The 17,211-nt window shown below is 43.6% G+C and carries 13 protein-coding genes; 6 read left to right on the top strand and 7 right to left on the bottom strand.

The features are described 5' to 3' along the window. Positions 1–152: 152 nt before the first annotated feature. Positions 153–1,097 (top strand): cation diffusion facilitator family transporter, encoded by a 945-nt coding sequence (locus tag CH367_RS00480; RefSeq protein WP_100760563.1) that lies wholly within the window; start codon positions 153–155, stop codon positions 1,095–1,097. Between the two features lie 18 nt (positions 1,098–1,115). Here the strand turns inward: CH367_RS00480 and CH367_RS00475 are convergent, their stop codons facing one another. Both CH367_RS00475 and CH367_RS00470 read right to left on the bottom strand, forming a co-directional pair. Next, entirely contained in the window at positions 1,116–1,622 is a 507-nt protein-coding gene (locus tag CH367_RS00475) for a PaaI family thioesterase (protein ID WP_100760562.1), read from the bottom strand. Further along, a complete protein-coding gene (locus CH367_RS00470; RefSeq protein ID WP_100760561.1) occupies positions 1,609–2,202 on the bottom strand; it encodes a TetR/AcrR family transcriptional regulator in 594 nt (197 codons plus the stop codon). The genes CH367_RS00475 and CH367_RS00470 overlap by 14 nt, the downstream gene beginning before the upstream one ends. A 402-nt stretch (positions 2,203–2,604) precedes the next feature. On the opposite strand from CH367_RS00470, the gene CH367_RS00465 reads away from it, so the two are divergent. The 3 genes from CH367_RS00465 (at position 2,605) to amt (ending at position 7,702) form a co-directional block, all read left to right on the top strand. Continuing rightward, on the top strand, positions 2,605–4,218 hold the full coding sequence (locus CH367_RS00465; protein ID WP_100760560.1) for a 7TM-DISM domain-containing protein: 1,614 nt from the start codon (positions 2,605–2,607) through the stop codon (positions 4,216–4,218). Positions 4,219–4,228: 10 nt separating this feature from the next. Continuing rightward, a complete protein-coding gene (locus CH367_RS00460; protein WP_100760559.1) occupies positions 4,229–5,323 on the top strand; it encodes an MltA domain-containing protein in 1,095 nt (364 codons plus the stop codon). Between the two features lie 276 nt (positions 5,324–5,599). Then, complete coding sequence (gene amt, locus CH367_RS00455) at positions 5,600–7,702, top strand: ammonium transporter (protein ID WP_100760558.1); 2,103 nt, start codon at positions 5,600–5,602, stop codon at positions 7,700–7,702. Between the two features lie 23 nt (positions 7,703–7,725). On the opposite strand, the gene CH367_RS00450 is transcribed toward amt, so the two are convergent. After that, the gene (locus tag CH367_RS00450) at positions 7,726–8,763 is read right to left on the bottom strand and encodes a cyclic nucleotide-binding domain-containing protein (protein WP_100760557.1); all 1,038 of its coding nucleotides are present in this window, start codon (positions 8,761–8,763) and stop codon (positions 7,726–7,728) included. Between the two features lie 221 nt (positions 8,764–8,984). On the opposite strand from CH367_RS00450, the gene map reads away from it, so the two are divergent. Next, positions 8,985–9,743: a type I methionyl aminopeptidase gene (gene map / locus CH367_RS00445; RefSeq protein WP_100760556.1), complete on the top strand. Its 759-nt coding sequence runs from the start codon at positions 8,985–8,987 to the stop codon at positions 9,741–9,743. A gap of 20 nt (positions 9,744–9,763) precedes the next feature. Here map and CH367_RS00440 read toward each other — a convergent pair whose 3' ends face one another. After that, the gene (locus CH367_RS00440; protein WP_100760555.1) at positions 9,764–10,558 is read right to left on the bottom strand and encodes an SDR family NAD(P)-dependent oxidoreductase; all 795 of its coding nucleotides are present in this window, start codon (positions 10,556–10,558) and stop codon (positions 9,764–9,766) included. 86 nt (positions 10,559–10,644) lie between these two features. On the opposite strand from CH367_RS00440, the gene CH367_RS00435 reads away from it, so the two are divergent. Next, entirely contained in the window at positions 10,645–11,100 is a 456-nt protein-coding gene (locus CH367_RS00435; protein WP_100760554.1) for a hypothetical protein, read from the top strand. A gap of 15 nt (positions 11,101–11,115) precedes the next feature. Here CH367_RS00435 and CH367_RS00430 read toward each other — a convergent pair whose 3' ends face one another. From CH367_RS00430 to CH367_RS00420, 3 genes are all read right to left on the bottom strand, one after another. Continuing rightward, positions 11,116–11,766, bottom strand: coding sequence for a CatB-related O-acetyltransferase (locus CH367_RS00430; RefSeq protein WP_100760553.1), 651 nt, complete (start codon positions 11,764–11,766; stop codon positions 11,116–11,118). 82 nt (positions 11,767–11,848) lie between these two features. Then, entirely contained in the window at positions 11,849–13,561 is a 1,713-nt protein-coding gene (locus CH367_RS00425; protein ID WP_100761289.1) for an acyl-CoA dehydrogenase family protein, read from the bottom strand. Between the two features lie 182 nt (positions 13,562–13,743). Then, a complete protein-coding gene (locus CH367_RS00420) occupies positions 13,744–17,169 on the bottom strand; it encodes a hypothetical protein (protein WP_100760552.1) in 3,426 nt (1,141 codons plus the stop codon). Positions 17,170–17,211 lie beyond the last annotated feature (42 nt).

Genomic DNA, 17,211 nt, shown 5'->3' with positions numbered 1-17,211 from the left:
ACTCTTACAAAATCACGGCGGAAAAATCGGCGCTCGGATCGAAGAGCGTTTCTTTTAAGAGAACCGATTCTCAACAACGACCCTATTTTTCTGTTTACAGACTTGTGGCTCGGCTATTCTGGGAAAGGTATCATTCAAACTCGGAAGAACTCATGGGACATCACCACCATCATCATTCTCATAACCATTCTCACGATCACTCGGATCATTCCCACGCGCATCATCACGGAAGCGCGAGTAAAAGTCTCGTAATCGCGATCGTTCTCAATTTGCTTTATGCGGGTATAGAAGCCGGATTCGGCCTTTGGAACGGTTCCCTCGCTTTGATTTCGGACGCGGGGCATAACTTAATGGACGTAAGTTCTTTGATACTCGCGTTGATCGCCGTCAAACTTCAGGATAAAAGACCTTCTCCGGGTTTTACATACGGCTGGAAAAAATCGTCCATCCTCATGAGTTTACTCAATTCGATTTTGATTTTTGGTACGGTTCTTTTTATCGCTTACGAATCCATCGAAAAGTTATCCAGACCGACTCCGGTTCCGGGAGGAATGATCGCGATCGTCGCGTTTATCGGTGTGATCGTAAACTTCTCCTCTTCCTTGTTGTTTTTCAAAAGTAAAGACGAGGATCTGAACATGAAGGGCGCGTATATGCATCTTCTTGCGGACGGTCTTGTGTCCGTGGGTGTGATCATCTCCGGTCTTATGATCCAATGGCTGGATTATATTTGGATCGATCCGATCGTGGGAATCGCGGTCGCAGTGGTAATCGTCTACGGCAACATTCCTCTTTTTAAACAAAGTTTAAGGCTCAGTCTGGATTCGACACCCGATACGATTCAATCGGAAACCGTCGAAAAGGAACTCAAGTCCATAGAAGGTGTATTAAACATTCATCATGTTCATATTTGGTCCTTGAGCACGACCGAAAACGCTCTTACGGCTCATCTCGTTTTGAAAAACGATCTTCCTTGGGAACGTCAAAGGGTTATCAAGTCGAAGGCGAGAGAAATTTTAAAGGGACTTAGGATCGCGCACGTAACTCTGGAAACGGAAGAGGAACGAGAAAACTGCGGACAGAAGGACTGTAACTGACCGCAGTCGATTTTTAGATCAATCTTCTTGTTCTTGTTTGCTCGTCATTCTTTTCAGCATAGATTCTTGTAAGATCAACACGCTGGAAGTCGCGATCGCAATGAGTTTATTCTTAGGATTTCTTACTTCCGCCTGCATCGTCATCATCGCGGGAGATTTCGAAACGACCTTTGCTTCGATCAAAACGTATTCGTCCTTCGGAAAAAAGGTCCTGAAAAACTGAGTCGATAAATCCGTTGTGACGCAGGGTCTTTTCGCCGCGAGATAAGAAAGCGGACCGAAGGTGTTGTCCAAGGCGGTGCAGAGCATTCCACCTTGAAAGATTCCCATCGGGTTCGCAAAACGCTCGTCATACGGAATACGAACGACGATTTTTTTCCCACCTTCGAACTCGACGAACTCGGCTTTCATTTCTTTAAAAGATTTCGGCGGAAGTTCCAGAGTAAGACCGTATTCTTTGGCCATCTTATCGGCCATCTTGTTCATTTCTTCCCATGCTTTGGTAGCGGATTCAGAAACCGGCATTTTTATGCTCCTTCATTTGTATCATTGACTTAAGACTTTTGATCATTTTTGGAAAATATTCCTTATCCTTTCGGATTCTAGAAATCTGCATCGACCCTTGAATCGCCGACATGAATAAGTCGGCCGTATCCTTTACGTTGAGAGTAAGAACAAACGAACCGTCTTTCATTCCGTCGTGAAGGGTTTGTATTAGAAAATCGCGATGTTGATTGTGAAGAACCAAGGTCTTGTCCCGAATAGTCTGGGAAAGAACGTGATATTCGGTGCCTACCACGCCGAACGGGCAGATCTTTCCGTTTTCACCGGTATAACCTTCGTAAAGTTTGAATAAACCGAACAAACGAACCCTCGGCGGACGCTCTATTAGGTTTTTCGTATATTCTTCGAAATCCCTATAATAAACTTCGAGTACGTCAAGGCCCAATTCTTCCTTGGAGGGATAATGATAATGAATGCTCGCCTTTTTGATCCCCAAATCGTCCGCGATATTCTGAAAGCTGAACGATTGAAAGCCGACACTTTGAAAATAATGTCTGGCAAGGGTTACGATCTTTTCACGCGTATCTCCGGCGAGTTTCATAAGTCCACTTACCTACCAGTAGGTAGGTAAGTCAAGATAAATTTTTACATTTTAGACGATTCTTTTCTTAAAAAAAATACATTCCGTTCTTACGGGTTTTTCCGAGGAAAATCAAGAACGCCGTTTTCGTTCCGAAAAGACGAATCATCGAACGACTCACTTGAGGGAGAATCTTGTAGAACGAAGTTTCTATTCGAAAAAGAATTGTTCGGCGAAACGAGTTCGCATAACAAAATGAAAATATAATACGGTTAATTTATATTGAAATCTTGACTGGAGGAGTCGCCGTTGATATTATTATCAGTCGTAGGTTATCCCTCGGAAGAATAAATACAAAAATCCGATGTTCGTTTATCAAACACCGGTGCTTCCGTGGAAATTAAAACAGAATCATTGATTGAAATGCCTCTTCGCTTAATAAAATTGATAGCCGACAAAGGCGCTCGAATCGCCGCATTGATCGTGTTTTTTTGTTTTGTGTCTCCTCAATTTCTACATTCCGAGCCCGCTTCGGAAATATGCGAATTTGATAAAATAGAATTCGCGTTAGACGGCGATTCTTCCCGGGAAATCCCCAAGATTCCGAATACGAATTTGGATTTTAAACCGAAGGAAAATCCGCTTCTAAAATTAGGTTTTATCAAGGAAGCCGTCTGGCTCCGATTCAACGTCAAACAACAACCTCGATCCAGATGTTTCGTGAGAATCCCTCAGGTGACGTTAGACGCCGCCGTTCTTTTTTCAAAATCCTCGGTTCAGATTTCGGGGGATCGTTTTCAATATTCGGAAAGATCGATCGACGATTATTATCCGGTCTTTCATCTGGAACCCTACGAGGTTCAAAACGAAGACAATCGGTATTACCTCTGGATCAAAACCTCTTCGATCATCAACTTTCCGATTCTCCTCGAATCCGGTCTCGAATACGAAAAAGGAAGTTATTATAGAAATCTTTTGATTTTGTTCACTCTCGTTCTGAGTTTATTCGTAACACTCCTAACCGGATTCATCTATCGTCAGACATTGGATCCGATTTATCTGAACATCGTGGGATTTTTAGTTTTTGTTTCCTTGGAAGGTTGGGCCTGTTATGCGAACGGATATAAATATCTATGGCCGAACGCTCCCGAGTTTCAGAACATAACCCCTCCTCTTTTCGCGTTTTTAGCCCTCGCCTGTTCCACTTACTTTATAGTTCAGTTTCTTTCGCCTTCTTCGCTTAACAAATTCTTTCATTCCGCGTTGTCTACAACGGCGATTTCGATCGTGGCCTTTGCGGTTTTTTCCGCATTCATCTCCGATCGCCCGATGGTCGTAAATTCCTTCTTATGGACATTCGTATATGCGTCCTCTTTGATCGTAATTTCCACTCTTACGGTAATCCGAAGTTTCGCACCCGCAAGAAAAATCGCTCTTTGTATGATTCCGATAGCGGGGAGCGTATTGATTACGGTATTATACTATTTGGATATTCTAAAATATCACGAATATTACGTACACGCCTACGTACTTTCTCTTCCCACGATTTACGTCGTAGTGATGATCAGCCTCGGAGATCGCGAAAAGTTCGTAAGAAGAAAATCCCTCAGCCGAGCCTACGATATTCAACAGATGCAGGAACGGTTGAAAGCACCCGCGAGAATTTCCGGCATGGAATTTCAGAGCAAAACCCCTTCGATTCAATTCAGTTTGGATCATCTTTTGAAGGTGGAAAGAATTTTCAAAAATCCGGAACTGAGCAAGGACGATCTCGCGAGCATTTTAAAGGTCACTCCTCAAGATCTCGATAAATTCGTTCAGGAATATTCGAACGTACCTTCTTTCGAAGCTTATGTAAACCAATACAGAGTGGAAGAAGCGAAACATCTTTTAAAAACCAGAACCGATCTAAAACATTCCGAGATCGCACATAGGGCGGGATTCGTTTCCGGTCGCGAGATGGAAAAATCCTTTAAGACTCTGACCGGGATGACACCCTCCGAATATAAATTGATGCTTTTTCCAGAATCCATTTGAATATCCTCCCATGAGGTTCGTGTTTCTTTTCATTCTATTCTTCCTCGTCTGCACGAATCTTTTGCAAGGAAAGGACTTGGAAGAATCCGGCTTTATTCCCGTTGGCGAAGCGCCTTTATTCTCACCCGATCCGAACACGGACAGTTTGTATCGTGCGATTCGAGAATCGGAATCGTATTACGAAAAACTTTCACCCGAATGGAAGATAACTATCAACGGAACTTCGTTTAACAAAAACGAACTGTTGAAGTCCATAAGAACCTTAAAAAAAATCTTTAAGGAGAAAGATCCGGAATCGTTTCGGAATCGATTTCAAAATTCATTTTCGATTCTCGAAACCGTAGACCAACACCAAGGAAAAATCACCGCATATTATGAAGTTATAATGGAAGGTAGAACTTTTCCGGAAGGGGAATTCGTTCATCCTATTTTGGAAACACCTTCCGATTTGATCGTAAAAAAACAAGGTAACGAAAGAATCGTCGTAAAATCGGCGAACGGAAATCTGGTTCCGTACGAAACGAGAATCGAATTGTTCGAACCTTCCGTATGGAAAAACAAAACAAAGGCGATCTCTTACGTTAAAATCACGGACCTACATCTAGCACAACTCGAAGGTTCCGCCGTAATCCAAACTCCGAACAAGGATCCGTTTCGTATAACGTATTCGTCCGATAACGGAAAAGAATATCTGAGCCCCGCCGAATCCTTGAGAGGAATCTGTAAAAGCCTGATTCCTTCCGATCTGAGAAACTGTATCGTCGAATTTCCGAAGGAAGTCCGGGACGCGATTTTAAAAAATCCGAGATATGTTTTTTTCAAAAGAGAACCTTCCTCTCCCCGAGGAAGCGGTGGAATCGAATTGATTCCGAAACGATCGGTGGCGATGGATCCGAATATTCCTTTAGGGATTCCGGCTTTGATCACGTTTGAATCCCCCGTTTTAACGGAAAAAAACCGAATCGTGTTCGTTCACGATCGAGGTTCTAAAATTCAGGGTCATGGAAGACTCGATTACTTTTTAGGAACCGGTAAAAAGGCCGAAGAACAAGCGGGAAGGATTCAAACCCAGGGAAGAATTCTTTTGATACTGCCGAAGAAATAAACAAATCATTGAAAGAATCTGCAATTTGCGTTCTTAAGAATCTTGCGCTTAAAAAGTGTATTCAATTTTAATCATAATCCATTGCGCTTAACAAAACGGTTCGATTCTTTTTAAGAACCCCAATAAATCGTTTTACAACGTTATGATCTTCTGTTTCTTATTCATCTAAAGAATCTTTTAAAGTGAATAACGTTATCGTTGTAGAAACGATTCTTATCAAGCCGATATATAAAAAGAAACTTAGATGTTGGGATTTAATCTTACAGGGAAGTATGCATGCATTTGATGTTTATGGGCGCGACTGAAAAAACATTAACGGACGTTTTGTGGATCTTACTCTGCTCGGGTTTGGTTCTTTTGATGCAGGGCGGTTTTTTGATTTTAGAATCCGGACTGACTCGTGCTAAGAATTCGATCAACGTTGCGATTAAAAACATCGCGGATTTCGGAATCGCCACGGTCCTGTTTTGGTTTATAGGATTCGGCTTGATGTTCGGCGAATCCTGGAAAGGAATCATCGGAACCTCTTGGTTTCTTCCCGTATTTCCTCCGGACGACGTTTGGAGTCCCGCATTCTTTTTATTCCAATTGGTTTTCTGCGGAACTGCGGCGACGATCGTTTCGGGTGCAATCGCTGAACGACTTAAATTCATTTCGTATATCATTTCCACGATTTTAATTTCGGGTTTTATTTATCCTGTCGCGGGTCATTGGGTTTGGTCCGGACTGTATCAATCCGAAACACACGGTTGGCTTTCCGTATTGGGATTCAGAGACTTTGCCGGTTCTTCGGTGGTCCATAGCGTGGGCGGTTGGGTTGCGCTTGCGTTCTTACTCGTAGTCGGTCCGCGTGCGGGAAGATTCGTCGAAGGAGAACCTCCTAGAAAAGTAACGGGAAGCAATCTCCCCTTAGCGATGTTAGGTGGAATCATACTTTGGGTAGGATGGTTCGGATTCAACGGTGGAAGTACTCTCGCATTCGATCGACATGTTCCCACCGTACTATTGAACACCGTACTCGCTTCGGGCGCCGCGATGTTCTCCGGTTTGTTCATAGGTTGGTTTCGAAAAGGTTATCCGGACGCGGTTCTTCCTTTGAACGGTTCCTTGGGCGGATTGGTGGCGATTACAGCGTGTGCCAACGTAGTCAACGCGGTGGAAGCGGGAGTCATCGGATTGTTCGCGGGAATTTTGGTTTCTCCGATCGAAGACATATTAGAAAAATTGAAAATAGACGACGCGGTCGGAGCGGTTCCGGTTCACTTGGGAATGGGGATCTTCGGAACTCTTTGTGTGGGAATTTTCGGAAATCTTCAGATTCTAAACTCGGGACTTTCTCGTTGGGGACAAATCCAAGTTCAACTTTTGGGAATTGCGTCCATCGGTATATTCGCATTCGGAACTTCTTATATTCTATTTTCGATCATCAATCGATTCTTTAAACTGAGAGTGGACCTCGAAGAGGAATACCAAGGTCTAAACATTTCGGAACACAAGGCAACCACGGAACTCATCGATCTTTTTTTAGTGATGGAACATCAAAAGAAAACGGGGGACTTAAGCTACGACGTTCCCGTCGAACCTTTCACCGAAGTCGGGCAAATTGCGAATCGTTACAATCAAGTTCTCGGAACCGTAAGAAACACTCTGGAAGAAAACGAAAAAGCCAGAAAGGAACTGGCGAAGGCTTACGCGAGAGTTCAAAAAGAGCAGGAAAGAGCCGAAAAACTTTTGTTAAACGTATTGCCTAAATCGATCGCGGATAAACTTAAAAAAGACAGTTCGGTAATCGCACAAAGTTTCAGCGAAGCAAGCATTCTATTCGCGGATATCGTCGGTTTTACGGAAATCGCCGGAAAGTTTCATCCCGAAAAAGTCGTGAGGATTTTAAACAAGGTGTTCTCCGCTTTCGATCTGATGGCGGAAAAATACGGCTTGGAAAAAATCAAAACGATCGGCGACGCTTATATGGTAGTGGGCGGCTTACCCCAACCGAGACAAAATCATACATTAGCAATCGCTCATATGGCTTGGGAGATGATGGATCTTCTAAAACGTTTCAGAATTCGAGAAGGAAATCTAAAACTCGATATGAGGATCGGCATCAACACCGGACCCGTCGTTGCCGGCGTGATCGGAACCAAAAAGTTCATCTATGATATTTGGGGAGATGCGGTTAACGTTGCGAGTAGAATGGAATCTCACGGTCTGAGCGGACAAATCCAAGTCACACCGTCCACTGCACATTTGATTTCGGAAGAATTCTCCATGGAAAAAAGGGAAGACGTGGAAATCAAAGGCAAAGGAAAAATAGACACTTTCATCCTGACCGCACGGAAAAAATCCCCGTCCGAAGAATTGTTCTTCGGATTCAGTTAAGAAAACGATTTCGTATTAAAAAATCAGGAACCCGCGGCTTCTGCGGTTTCCAAGTCTTGTTCGTTTGCGTTCGAGGCTTGTTCGGCCAGATTGTCCAAACCTTCGCCGCTGACTTCTTCCGCAATCACTTCCTGCGTCGCCGTAGAAGCCGCAGTAGCTTCGGAATTGGAATCCGCGTTAGTCGCAACAGAACTTGAGGTTCCAAGGTTCGCTTCCGCTTCCTTGCTCAAAGTAAAACAATGATTTAAGATCGTAAAATCGTAGACGATCGTCTTAAACACGTTGAAGAACAATTTAGAATTGAGAGTAAGAACTCGATACAAAAGATTTCTGTCGATCGATGTGATCACCGCGGTATCATCCACAGCCTTAACCGAAAAAACTCGCGGTTTGGAACCGATCAAAGAAGAAAGATCCAAAAGGTCTCCAGGATGATAGTCTCTTACTTCCATATCGCTTCCGTCTTTTGCGGTTTTACAAAGAACCAATTTTCCTTGTAACACAAACCAAAGTTTTTCAGAAGCAGGTTCCCCGGAACGGAACACATATTTACCGGGTGGATAATAATTGCTGAGATGACCGTAGATTCTCGAGATCACGCCTAAATTATGAATTCTGCAATTCTCATATTCTTGGGAAAATTCAAGATCCGATGGATCGATTTTAACCAAATATTGAAGTTTGGAAAAATTCAATTCTTCCCTGTAATGTCTACTCGCCGCGGTTAATAAAAGACGAAACATAAACTTCGGATTTTTATGAATCATATTTTCGATGATGCTACTGTCTAAGGAAATAAGACGGGTTCCGTCCACTGCGGCGATCGCGGAAGCGGTTCTTTTTCCTCCGGTTAAAAGAGCCATTTCTCCGAAAAAGTTATTTTCATTAATGCGACATATAGCTCGTTCTTTGCTGTCCACGGTTTCCGAAAGAACGATCGAACCTTTGGAAATAAAAAACATCTGATCTTTGGAAGGAGCTCCCTGACGAAAAATAATCTGTCCTTTTGAATAATCGATCGGTTGAATGTGATTGAGTAAATTCGGTGATTCAGATGTCATGCGTTACACGTTCTTAAAATAATTTAATAAGAAGAGACGAATCGTTTGGAATGATTCTTAAATTAATTTGAAAAAAAGAGCCGCCTTTGTTTTCATTAACCCAAAAGGATTATGAATTCGCGGATCATAACAACGGTCATACCGTTTTGTAAAATAGAACGGGAATTCAATCCCGCAAAACGCGCACTTTTCAAAAAATAAATCCATCCGGGAGAAATTCAATGTCCATCGAAACCGAAAAAGATCTAATCGGGCTCAAGAAAATCGGAAAAATCGTAGGTCTGGTTTTAAAAGAAATGAAAGCCTACGCGAAATCCGGAATGTCCACGAAAGAATTGGACGACTTCGGATTAAAACTTTTGAAACAATACGGAGCCAGATCCGCTCCTGCGATCACTTACAACTTTCCGGGCGCGACCTGCATCAGCGTAAATCGCGCGATCGCACACGGAATCCCTTCTTCCAAAACGATTCTAAAAGAAGGAGATCTCGTCAACATAGACGTATCGGCGGAGTTAGACGGTTACTTCGGCGACAACGGAAGTTCTTTTATCTTAGGCGAAGGACATCCGGTGCTCAGCTCTTTGGTGGATTGTTCGAGAACCTCTCTTCACAAAGGTTTATCCGCGGCGAAAACCGGAAATAGAATCAGCGATATCGGAAGAGCCATCCACGCGGAAGCGAAGTCTCACGGTTTTACGGTGATCAAAAATTTAATGGGACATGGAACCGGATCTAGTCTGCACGAGGCTCCGAAATACATTCCTTGTTACGAAGATAAACGTTATTCGCAAAAACTCAAATCGGGAATGGTTCTCGCGATCGAAACGTTCATCTCCACAAAATCGGAAATCGCACTCGAAACCTCGGACGGTTGGACTTTGGTTACTCACGACGGAAGTTACGTTGCTCAACAGGAACATACGATCGTAGTCACCGATCGGGAACCGATTCTTCTTACTGCGAGCAACGGAATTTAAGAATATTCTAAAATTATAATTTAGTTCTTTCTGTCCTTTCCCATGGAGAATAGTTTGGAACCGGCCCAAGCAGAGAAACTTCTCGGCACGATCGAAGTCAGAAAGTTTTGGATTTGATTCACAAAACCGACTACGATCACGGTTTTATTTTTTTCCGCGCCGGAAAACGCGGCTCGAACGACCTGAGGCGGAGTGAGCCAGATAAAATCTGGAGTCCAAAATCCGCTCGGGAACGCTTTGGTAAAAAACGGAGTTCGAATCGGCCCCGGACAAACCGCGTGAACTCCGACCCCACTTCCTTTGAGTTCTCTGCTTAAACCTTCCGTGAAGTACAAAACGAAAACCTTTGTAGCCGCATAAATCGTAAAATACGGAACCGGTTGAAAAGAAGCCGTCGAAGCTACGTTTATGATTCTCCCTTTTCCGTTTTCCAAAAATAAGGGAAGAATTTTACGAGTGAGATGAACCAAACCTTCCACGTTAACTCGGATCGTGGTTAAAAAACTCGCATCGGGTTCGTTTGAAAAATCGCCGATATAACCTAGCCCCGCGTTGTTTATGAGAAGATCGGGTTTCGACTTTTTGCGAATAATATGTGATACGATTTTTTCCCTGCCTTCGGAAACGGAAAGATCCGCAGGAACGATCTCTACTTTAATTCCATAACTTTTTTCCAAGTCGGCTTGGACCGGTTTGAGCGAAGCGGAAGAAAGATCGGTGAGAATCAAATCGGTTCCTTGTTCCGCTAAATGTTTGGAAAATTCCTTTCCAAGTCCGCCGGAAGCTCCGGTAATCAACGCGAGTTTGTATTTCATATTTCACCTTTTACTTTTTAAATTTTGAATCGAGATTTCGGATTAAATTTGGATTTTCATTCTTTTGTTCCGGATAAAATGCGAACATGAGCCCGCTTTTTAAAAACGTAAAAATTGTCTTTTTAATTTTTCTTCTTGGTTGTTTCCATTCCCTTTTCGCTCACAAAGGAAAACCGAGTTTCGTTCTGGAAGAATTTTCCAAACTTACCGATCGAATCGATTTGGAAAATCCCGGTTCCGTAACGACGGATGCGCTTGAAACCTTATTGAAACAAGGCGGCGAAGCGGAAAAGGATTCGACGGTATTTCGAAAAGCTCTTCCCATCGTCGTCGAACTTGGTAAAACTTCGGACCTAAAAAGCAAACAAAAACTTTATATGGAACTCGTATCCCTTTTGGAACAGGTCATCGGTTATCACGATCGTTCGGGCGCGGTTCTTTATCATTGTCCCAAAACCGGAAAATCGTGGATTACGAATTCCTCGAACGTCCAAAATCCCTTCGATCGTAAGAACAAATCCTGTATTCAAAAAAAGGAATAAACGATTCCCGTTTTGTTAAACGAAGTCATCCAATTTTTTAAAATCGAGGCTCGTCAAAAACTCTAAAGAGTTCGTGATCTTTTCGGCGCTCCAATCCCACCACTTCAATCGTAAAAGTTTCTCTTTTACTTCGGGTGAAAATCTTTCTCGAACGACTCGAGCAGGATTTCCGGCGACGATCGAATACGCGGGAACGTCTTTGGAGACCACGGAATAAGCTCCGATGATCGCCCCGTCTCCGATTTTGATTCCGGGTAGAATCACCGCGTTGGTTCCGATCCAAACGTCGTTGCCTACGATCGTATCTCCTTTGTTAGGAAAATCCTCCGGCTTCGGCATAACCCGTTCCCATCCTTTTGAAAAGATCGCAAACGGATACGTGGAGAACGCGTTCATTACGTGATTGGCTCCGTTCATGATGAACTTTGCTCCGGTGGCGATCGCGCAGAATTTTCCGATCACGAGTTTATCTCCTCGAAAATCGTAATGATACAGTACATTCTCCCGTTCAAAATTATCCGGACCGCTCGGATCGTCGTAGTATGTATAATCCCCCACTTCGATGAGAGTGGATCGGATAAAATTTTTGAGAAAGCCGATTCTCGGATATTCGGGAAACGGATAAGGAGACAAGGGATCGGGTCCGAAAGAATTCGGATTTTGCATGGATATACCTCCGGCGCAAGCGCGGGTGTTCGTTTTTGATGGAGAATAAAAATAGAATATTCAGAAAACTGAATATTTTTACTTATGCGAGAACCCCGCTTACCTCTTTCAACTTTGCAAGATTCCCTTCCAATACGGAAAGAGTATCGAGATGATAATCCTTCGCGTGTTTGAGTCTTGTTTGTTTTCTATCTTCGGGAAGTCTTCTGCAAGAAAGTTCGAGTAGAATTCCGGCCAATACCCTGGAACAAGTAAAAACGATTTCTTCCGCGTATGTATCCTTGTCCTCTCTTCCGGGGAGATCCTTGTAAAGACCGACCAGTTCTTGAAACCCATGAAAGAGTTTATGAGCCAAGGAAGAATCCAACTGATTGACAAGCTCGGAAAGATATTCTCCGAAAGTATGAGTCAATCCGGACGTGATTCCTCCGATACTCGCGTTGATCTGAATCTGGGAAGTTCCGTCGTAGATCGTTGTGATTCTCGCGTCACGATAAATTCTCGCGATGTCGTAGTCTTCGGTATAACCCGAACCACCGTGCACTTGAAGCGCGTCGCTCACGACTTTCAAACAGGATTCGGAACAATAGAATTTGCTTATCGGAGTCAGCACGTTCGCGATCTTTTCCCAATAACGAACAACCGTATCGTTCTTCGCTTCTTTTTCGCTCGCTCCTTGTTTTTCCAATCGAAGCGCTCTCCAATAATAACGATCCATTACTCTGGATCCTTCCAAGGTCAAACATCGCATCGCGTAGGTTTCTCTTTCGATTCGATCGATGATTTTTTTAACCGCCGGAATTTCTATAAGAGGTTTTCCGAATTGAATTCTTTCCTTTGCGTATTTTAGAGCTTCGTAATATGCCGCGGTGGCAAGTCCCGTCGATTGTTGTGCGATTCCCATTCTCGCTCCGTTCAACATTCCCATCGTATATTTGATGAGGCCATAACCTTCTTCCCCGATCAATAATCCCGGAGAATTTTCGAATACTACTTCGCAAGTGGGAGAACAATGAAGTCCGAGTTTATGTTCGATTCCCGCGATTTGTACGTCCGGACTTTGAACGAGAAAAAAAGAAAGTCCTCTCGCGCCCGAACCGACTTCGCCGGAACGAGCCAGAGTCAACAAGACCGCGGGCGTATCTCCGAATCCGCAACCGTGTGTGATGAATCGTTTGGTTCCGTTGAGCACCCAATTTCCATTCTCATCCTTGGTCGCCTTCGTTCTGAGATTCGGAAGATCGGAACCGTGATCGGGTTCGGTAAGTCCCATCGCACATACGAATTCACCCGCGGCTAAACGCGGAATCCATTCGTCCTTCATGGCCTGTGTCGCATGACGTTCCAAAATTTCGGCGAGGTTCACACATCCCACGGCAATGGCGAGTGACGCGTCCACTCTGTAAAAAATTTCAGAAATAAATGATTTCACGCTCCAAGGTACGCCGAGTCCGCCGTATTTTCTGGAGAATCCATAGGCTTGAACTCCCGCTTCGACCACTTTGGAAACGAGCTCGAGCATCTTGGGTGGGAATTCCACCTTTCCGTCTTTGAATCGAAGCCCTTCACGATCCAGTTCCGCAACGTGAGGAGAAAGAATGTTTCCGGCTAAGTCGCCGACGGTTTCCAAAACGGTTTTATAATATTCTTTTGCTTCCGATGGATTTGTCGGTCCTCCGTTTTCGGCGTCGGAGAATTCGTTTTCGTAATCGAGTATGATTTCGGTCCAAGGGAGAATGTGATCGAAATGATCTTGGATGTCTTGCGTATCGGAAAAGTAATTGTTCTGAATCATGGTACCTCCGTGGATTCCACCAGTGTACGCGATTGGAAAGGGAGAGAAAAGGAAAATTGTGGGAGTTCCTACAATTAACGTCGCAATTTTGGTCGGAACTACGGCCAATTTCCAAAGGGAAGCGAAAAGGCTCCGTTGCAGTTCCTACAACAGAGCCATGACCACTACATTCTCGGCCCATTTTATCGTTTTTTCTTAGCTTTCTTCTTGGAAACCGTATAACCGAGAATTTGCGCCATCTTCCAAATATCCGACAACGTTTTCGTAGGATCTTTTTTGAGCATGGAAGAATCCAAAGAAGACTCGGCCTTCGAATTTTCCAAAATACTGTGAAGATGAAATTCTTCGATTCCGAAACGCACCTCTTTCAAACCGAGATGAATCCAAAATCTCGGACCGTATTCTCCGCCGTTGATTCTTTGTTCAAGTTCGATTCCGTCTGCGGTTAACTCGGGAAGTTCCTTCAACTCGATGTCCGGATTTTTTCTCGCGGCAGAATCCAAAATGTATTTGGTTTCGGAATCTGGACCGGATTCTTTCCAAAGCCTTTCCAACGTTTGATCTCCTTCTTTTCCGAACCAAGTAAGAATACTCGGCAATCGAGAAGCAAGGGCTTCCTCAACGGATGAAGAAGTATAAGCGTGAGGATTCATAAAACTCAGTCGTTTTTTCAACAAGGGAAGAAAGGTTTCGAAACATTCTTTCCCCTTTGTTAAGAATAACTTAGCGATCAACAAATCTCCCCAAGCCGCCCATTCGAACGATTCGGATCGAATCGCTTTTAACACGGATTCCTCGTTCATGGAAAGAATCTGCGCCCATTTACTTCCTTCCTTTTCCACAAAACGCAAAAACTGAAGACAATGAAGTTTCCAATCCGAAGACGCATAAGGAAGTTCTAATATTTTTGCGAATACGGGAATGGCGGATTCTCCTTGAATAAAAAGGGCTCTCATCGCCTCCCATCGATCGTAGTTTCCGCTATATCGATATTCGTCCCTTGAATAACGAAGAGATTCTTCGAGCCAAGGTCCGCCTATTTGAATTACGCTCGGATCCTTATATTTCTTTTCTCTAATATTCTCGAACACGTGTTGAATGCTGTATTTCTCCGGTTTTAAAATTCCGCCGGAAAGATCCTTTGGATTTTTTGCGAGCCGGTTCGCGTATTCGTCGTCGCTGTCGAAAGGAGGAAGTTCCTTATCGGTTAACTGAGTCCAAGTGTGTCTCGCCGCGTGTTCTATATACGTCCAAGTATAATCGACCATAGGATTCGGATCGGCATACACGTGATAGTAAAGATGTTGTTTGAGTTCCTGAATCTTCGCCTTTCCAACCGCGCGGATCGGTCCGTAGACGCGATATTCTTCTCCTCGGTTCCCGAGAATTCTATGTCCTAACTGAATCCATTCTTCCCGATTCGGTTCCAAAAGAAGAAGTCCGGCAAGATAACAAGCCTGAAGATCAATCGCGATCCCGGGACTCGAATGTTTTTCCGCTTTGTCAAAAAGTTCTTTCAATCCGATCTTAGCGCTTACCGGATCAAGAACGGTCCAAGCCATCGCACCTTCGGAAAGATTGACCAACTGATTGAATTCAAGATAAGAATTCGATCCACGGTCCTTGATCTGAGATCCCATTTCCAGATACGCTCGGATGTATTCCAGATTCTCCCGAAATCCCAACTTAGCCGAAATCGCAAACGAATATCCCAATGCGATTCCGAAGATGCTCAATTGATTTCTATACGTTAGAACCTTGTTGGCGAGTTTTCCGGCTTCTTCGTCGCCTACGATCAATCGTTCGTTTAAGGCTCTTTGCAGATAACTGAATACGGTAAAGATATTGTTTAAGTTCGGGCCTTCGTCTTCCACCTTCTTCTTTTTTTCCAAAGCGGCGTCCATCGTCTCGAAGAACTTCCAAGAGGCTTCGGTAAGAATCGATTGAGCTTCGTCGTGTTCGCTGTCCAAAAGACATTCGATCACTTCCTCAAGACGTTTATCGTCTTGTTTGAGTTTGGCGATCGCGTCCCGAAACGAGTTCATCGCGTTTTGATCGTCGAACTTGCCCAATGTTTTGATGATACCCGCGTATGCTTTTTTGTTTTCGGAATCGTAATGAAGTCCTTGTCGAAACGCCGCGGAAACGGGAAGAGATAGACGTTTGTCCAAATTCTTTTTATCGTAAGGCCATTCGTTGTAACTTGAATCCGTTCTTTCTTTGAAGTATTCCTCTACGATCTTTGCGAACTTCGTATCTTTTTTTCCGATTTCTTTTAATAAGAAGTCGTGTGTTTCCACGTCTTCGGGAAATTCTTCGATCAAAGAAAGTGGAGTTTCTCCGTTTTGAATCCTTTTTTTCAAATCGGCGGTTGCGATTTTTTTCTTTCCCGCAAGTCCGGTCGCCTCTTCCAGTAACTTTCGATTCGCGGGTTCGATCTGTTTAGCGTCGCAGTTTTTAAACGTTTCGTTTCTTAGATCCTGAAGTTTTTTCGCATTCACTTTTCCTAATGAATCCGATTTTCCGTCGAGCAATGAAAGAACGGTTTTTGCGAGCGCGGGAACGATCTTTCCGGGAATTTTTTTTGAAAGGTTGCAAGCTTCCCTACAAGCGCTTTCGTTTTTCATAAAGTAATGCGCAAGAATCCAATACACAGCCAATGAATGCGATCGGTCTAAAAGTTTTTTTTCTTCTTCCCAATCGCTAAACTTCGGAGCGGAGGCTAACTTTTCCGCGTAACCATACGCGGGGTCGCCGTAAGTATGCCCGAGCAACCAAGAAGATCTTTCAAAAAGATCCAAGGACTTTGTATAAAACGGTCTTTTATCGTATCTCTTTTGGGCTTCCTTTTCGTATTGATCGATGATCTTTGCGTTCATCGATGATTCTACCCTTTCGTCCGGTTTAGAATTTTCTCCTTCTTCTTCGTCGTCCTCGTCTTCATCCTCGTAGTCGTCGTAATCATCGTCTTCGTTCGACCAATTCGCGGCCACAAAATGACTGATGGAGAAGAACGGTTCGTCTTCGAGTTCTCCGATTTCGTGATTGTATCTATGAACCTCGGCGGAGTTTTCCGAATGCGGGAAAAAATTGACCCAGCAACTGTCGCCACCTCCGTCCGATCCGAAATGTGCGACGCCGGTCAATAAAAACATAAGACCTTGATACGATCCGATCAATGCGTTCAGTTTTTCCTCGATCGTATTCGCTTTTGGAAGAAGAAATTTCTGAAAGGAAACGGCTCTGTAGTCCGGATAATAATCGTCGGATTCTTCCTCTTCTTCGGAATCGTCTTCGAATTCCTCTTCGTCCTGAATTCCGCCTTCGTGGTCGATCATATTCCAAATATCGCTCACGTTATACATAATTTCTTGATAAGCGTATCTAACGTTTTCCCATTCCAAAATTTCTTCCGGAGGACGGAATCCGTATAGTTTTTCGAATTGATCCAAAAATGACTGGGAAACTTTTCTTTTTTTGGATGAGAAAGCCTTCCAAAAAGAATCCCGATAAGACTGTTTAACCAACATTCGATCCGATATGATCTCGGCCAATTTCCCCGAGGAAAGATCGTTTTTTTTAAAAGAAGGAACGGATTTCTGTGTCATAACAACATAACAGAAATGGAATCTTTTTTTGATTCTTTTTTA

The organism is Leptospira barantonii (genome assembly GCF_002811925.1).
In the GTDB taxonomy this organism is placed as follows: domain Bacteria; phylum Spirochaetota; class Leptospiria; order Leptospirales; family Leptospiraceae; genus Leptospira; species Leptospira barantonii.
This window is presented reverse-complemented; position numbering and strand designations above follow the sequence as displayed.

What these genes read in the sequence shown, in the direction of transcription:
- map (WP_100760556.1), top strand. Translation starts at nt 8,985, where the DNA reads ATGTCCATCGAAACCGAAAAAGATCTAATCGGGCTCAAGAAAATCGGA.
- CH367_RS00420 (WP_100760552.1), bottom strand. Translation starts at nt 17,169, where the DNA reads ATGACACAGAAATCCGTTCCTTCTTTTAAAAAAAACGATCTTTCCTCG.
- CH367_RS00470 (WP_100760561.1), bottom strand. Translation starts at nt 2,202, where the DNA reads ATGAAACTCGCCGGAGATACGCGTGAAAAGATCGTAACCCTTGCCAGA.
- CH367_RS00430 (WP_100760553.1), bottom strand. Translation starts at nt 11,766, where the DNA reads ATGCAAAATCCGAATTCTTTCGGACCCGATCCCTTGTCTCCTTATCCG.
- CH367_RS00465 (WP_100760560.1), top strand. Translation starts at nt 2,605, where the DNA reads ATGCCTCTTCGCTTAATAAAATTGATAGCCGACAAAGGCGCTCGAATC.
- CH367_RS00450 (WP_100760557.1), bottom strand. Translation starts at nt 8,763, where the DNA reads ATGACATCTGAATCACCGAATTTACTCAATCACATTCAACCGATCGAT.
- CH367_RS00475 (WP_100760562.1), bottom strand. Translation starts at nt 1,622, where the DNA reads ATGCCGGTTTCTGAATCCGCTACCAAAGCATGGGAAGAAATGAACAAG.
- CH367_RS00440 (WP_100760555.1), bottom strand. Translation starts at nt 10,558, where the DNA reads ATGAAATACAAACTCGCGTTGATTACCGGAGCTTCCGGCGGACTTGGA.
- amt (WP_100760558.1), top strand. Translation starts at nt 5,600, where the DNA reads ATGCATTTGATGTTTATGGGCGCGACTGAAAAAACATTAACGGACGTT.
- CH367_RS00425 (WP_100761289.1), bottom strand. Translation starts at nt 13,561, where the DNA reads ATGATTCAGAACAATTACTTTTCCGATACGCAAGACATCCAAGATCAT.
- CH367_RS00480 (WP_100760563.1), top strand. Translation starts at nt 153, where the DNA reads ATGGGACATCACCACCATCATCATTCTCATAACCATTCTCACGATCAC.
- CH367_RS00435 (WP_100760554.1), top strand. Translation starts at nt 10,645, where the DNA reads ATGAGCCCGCTTTTTAAAAACGTAAAAATTGTCTTTTTAATTTTTCTT.
- CH367_RS00460 (WP_100760559.1), top strand. Translation starts at nt 4,229, where the DNA reads ATGAGGTTCGTGTTTCTTTTCATTCTATTCTTCCTCGTCTGCACGAAT.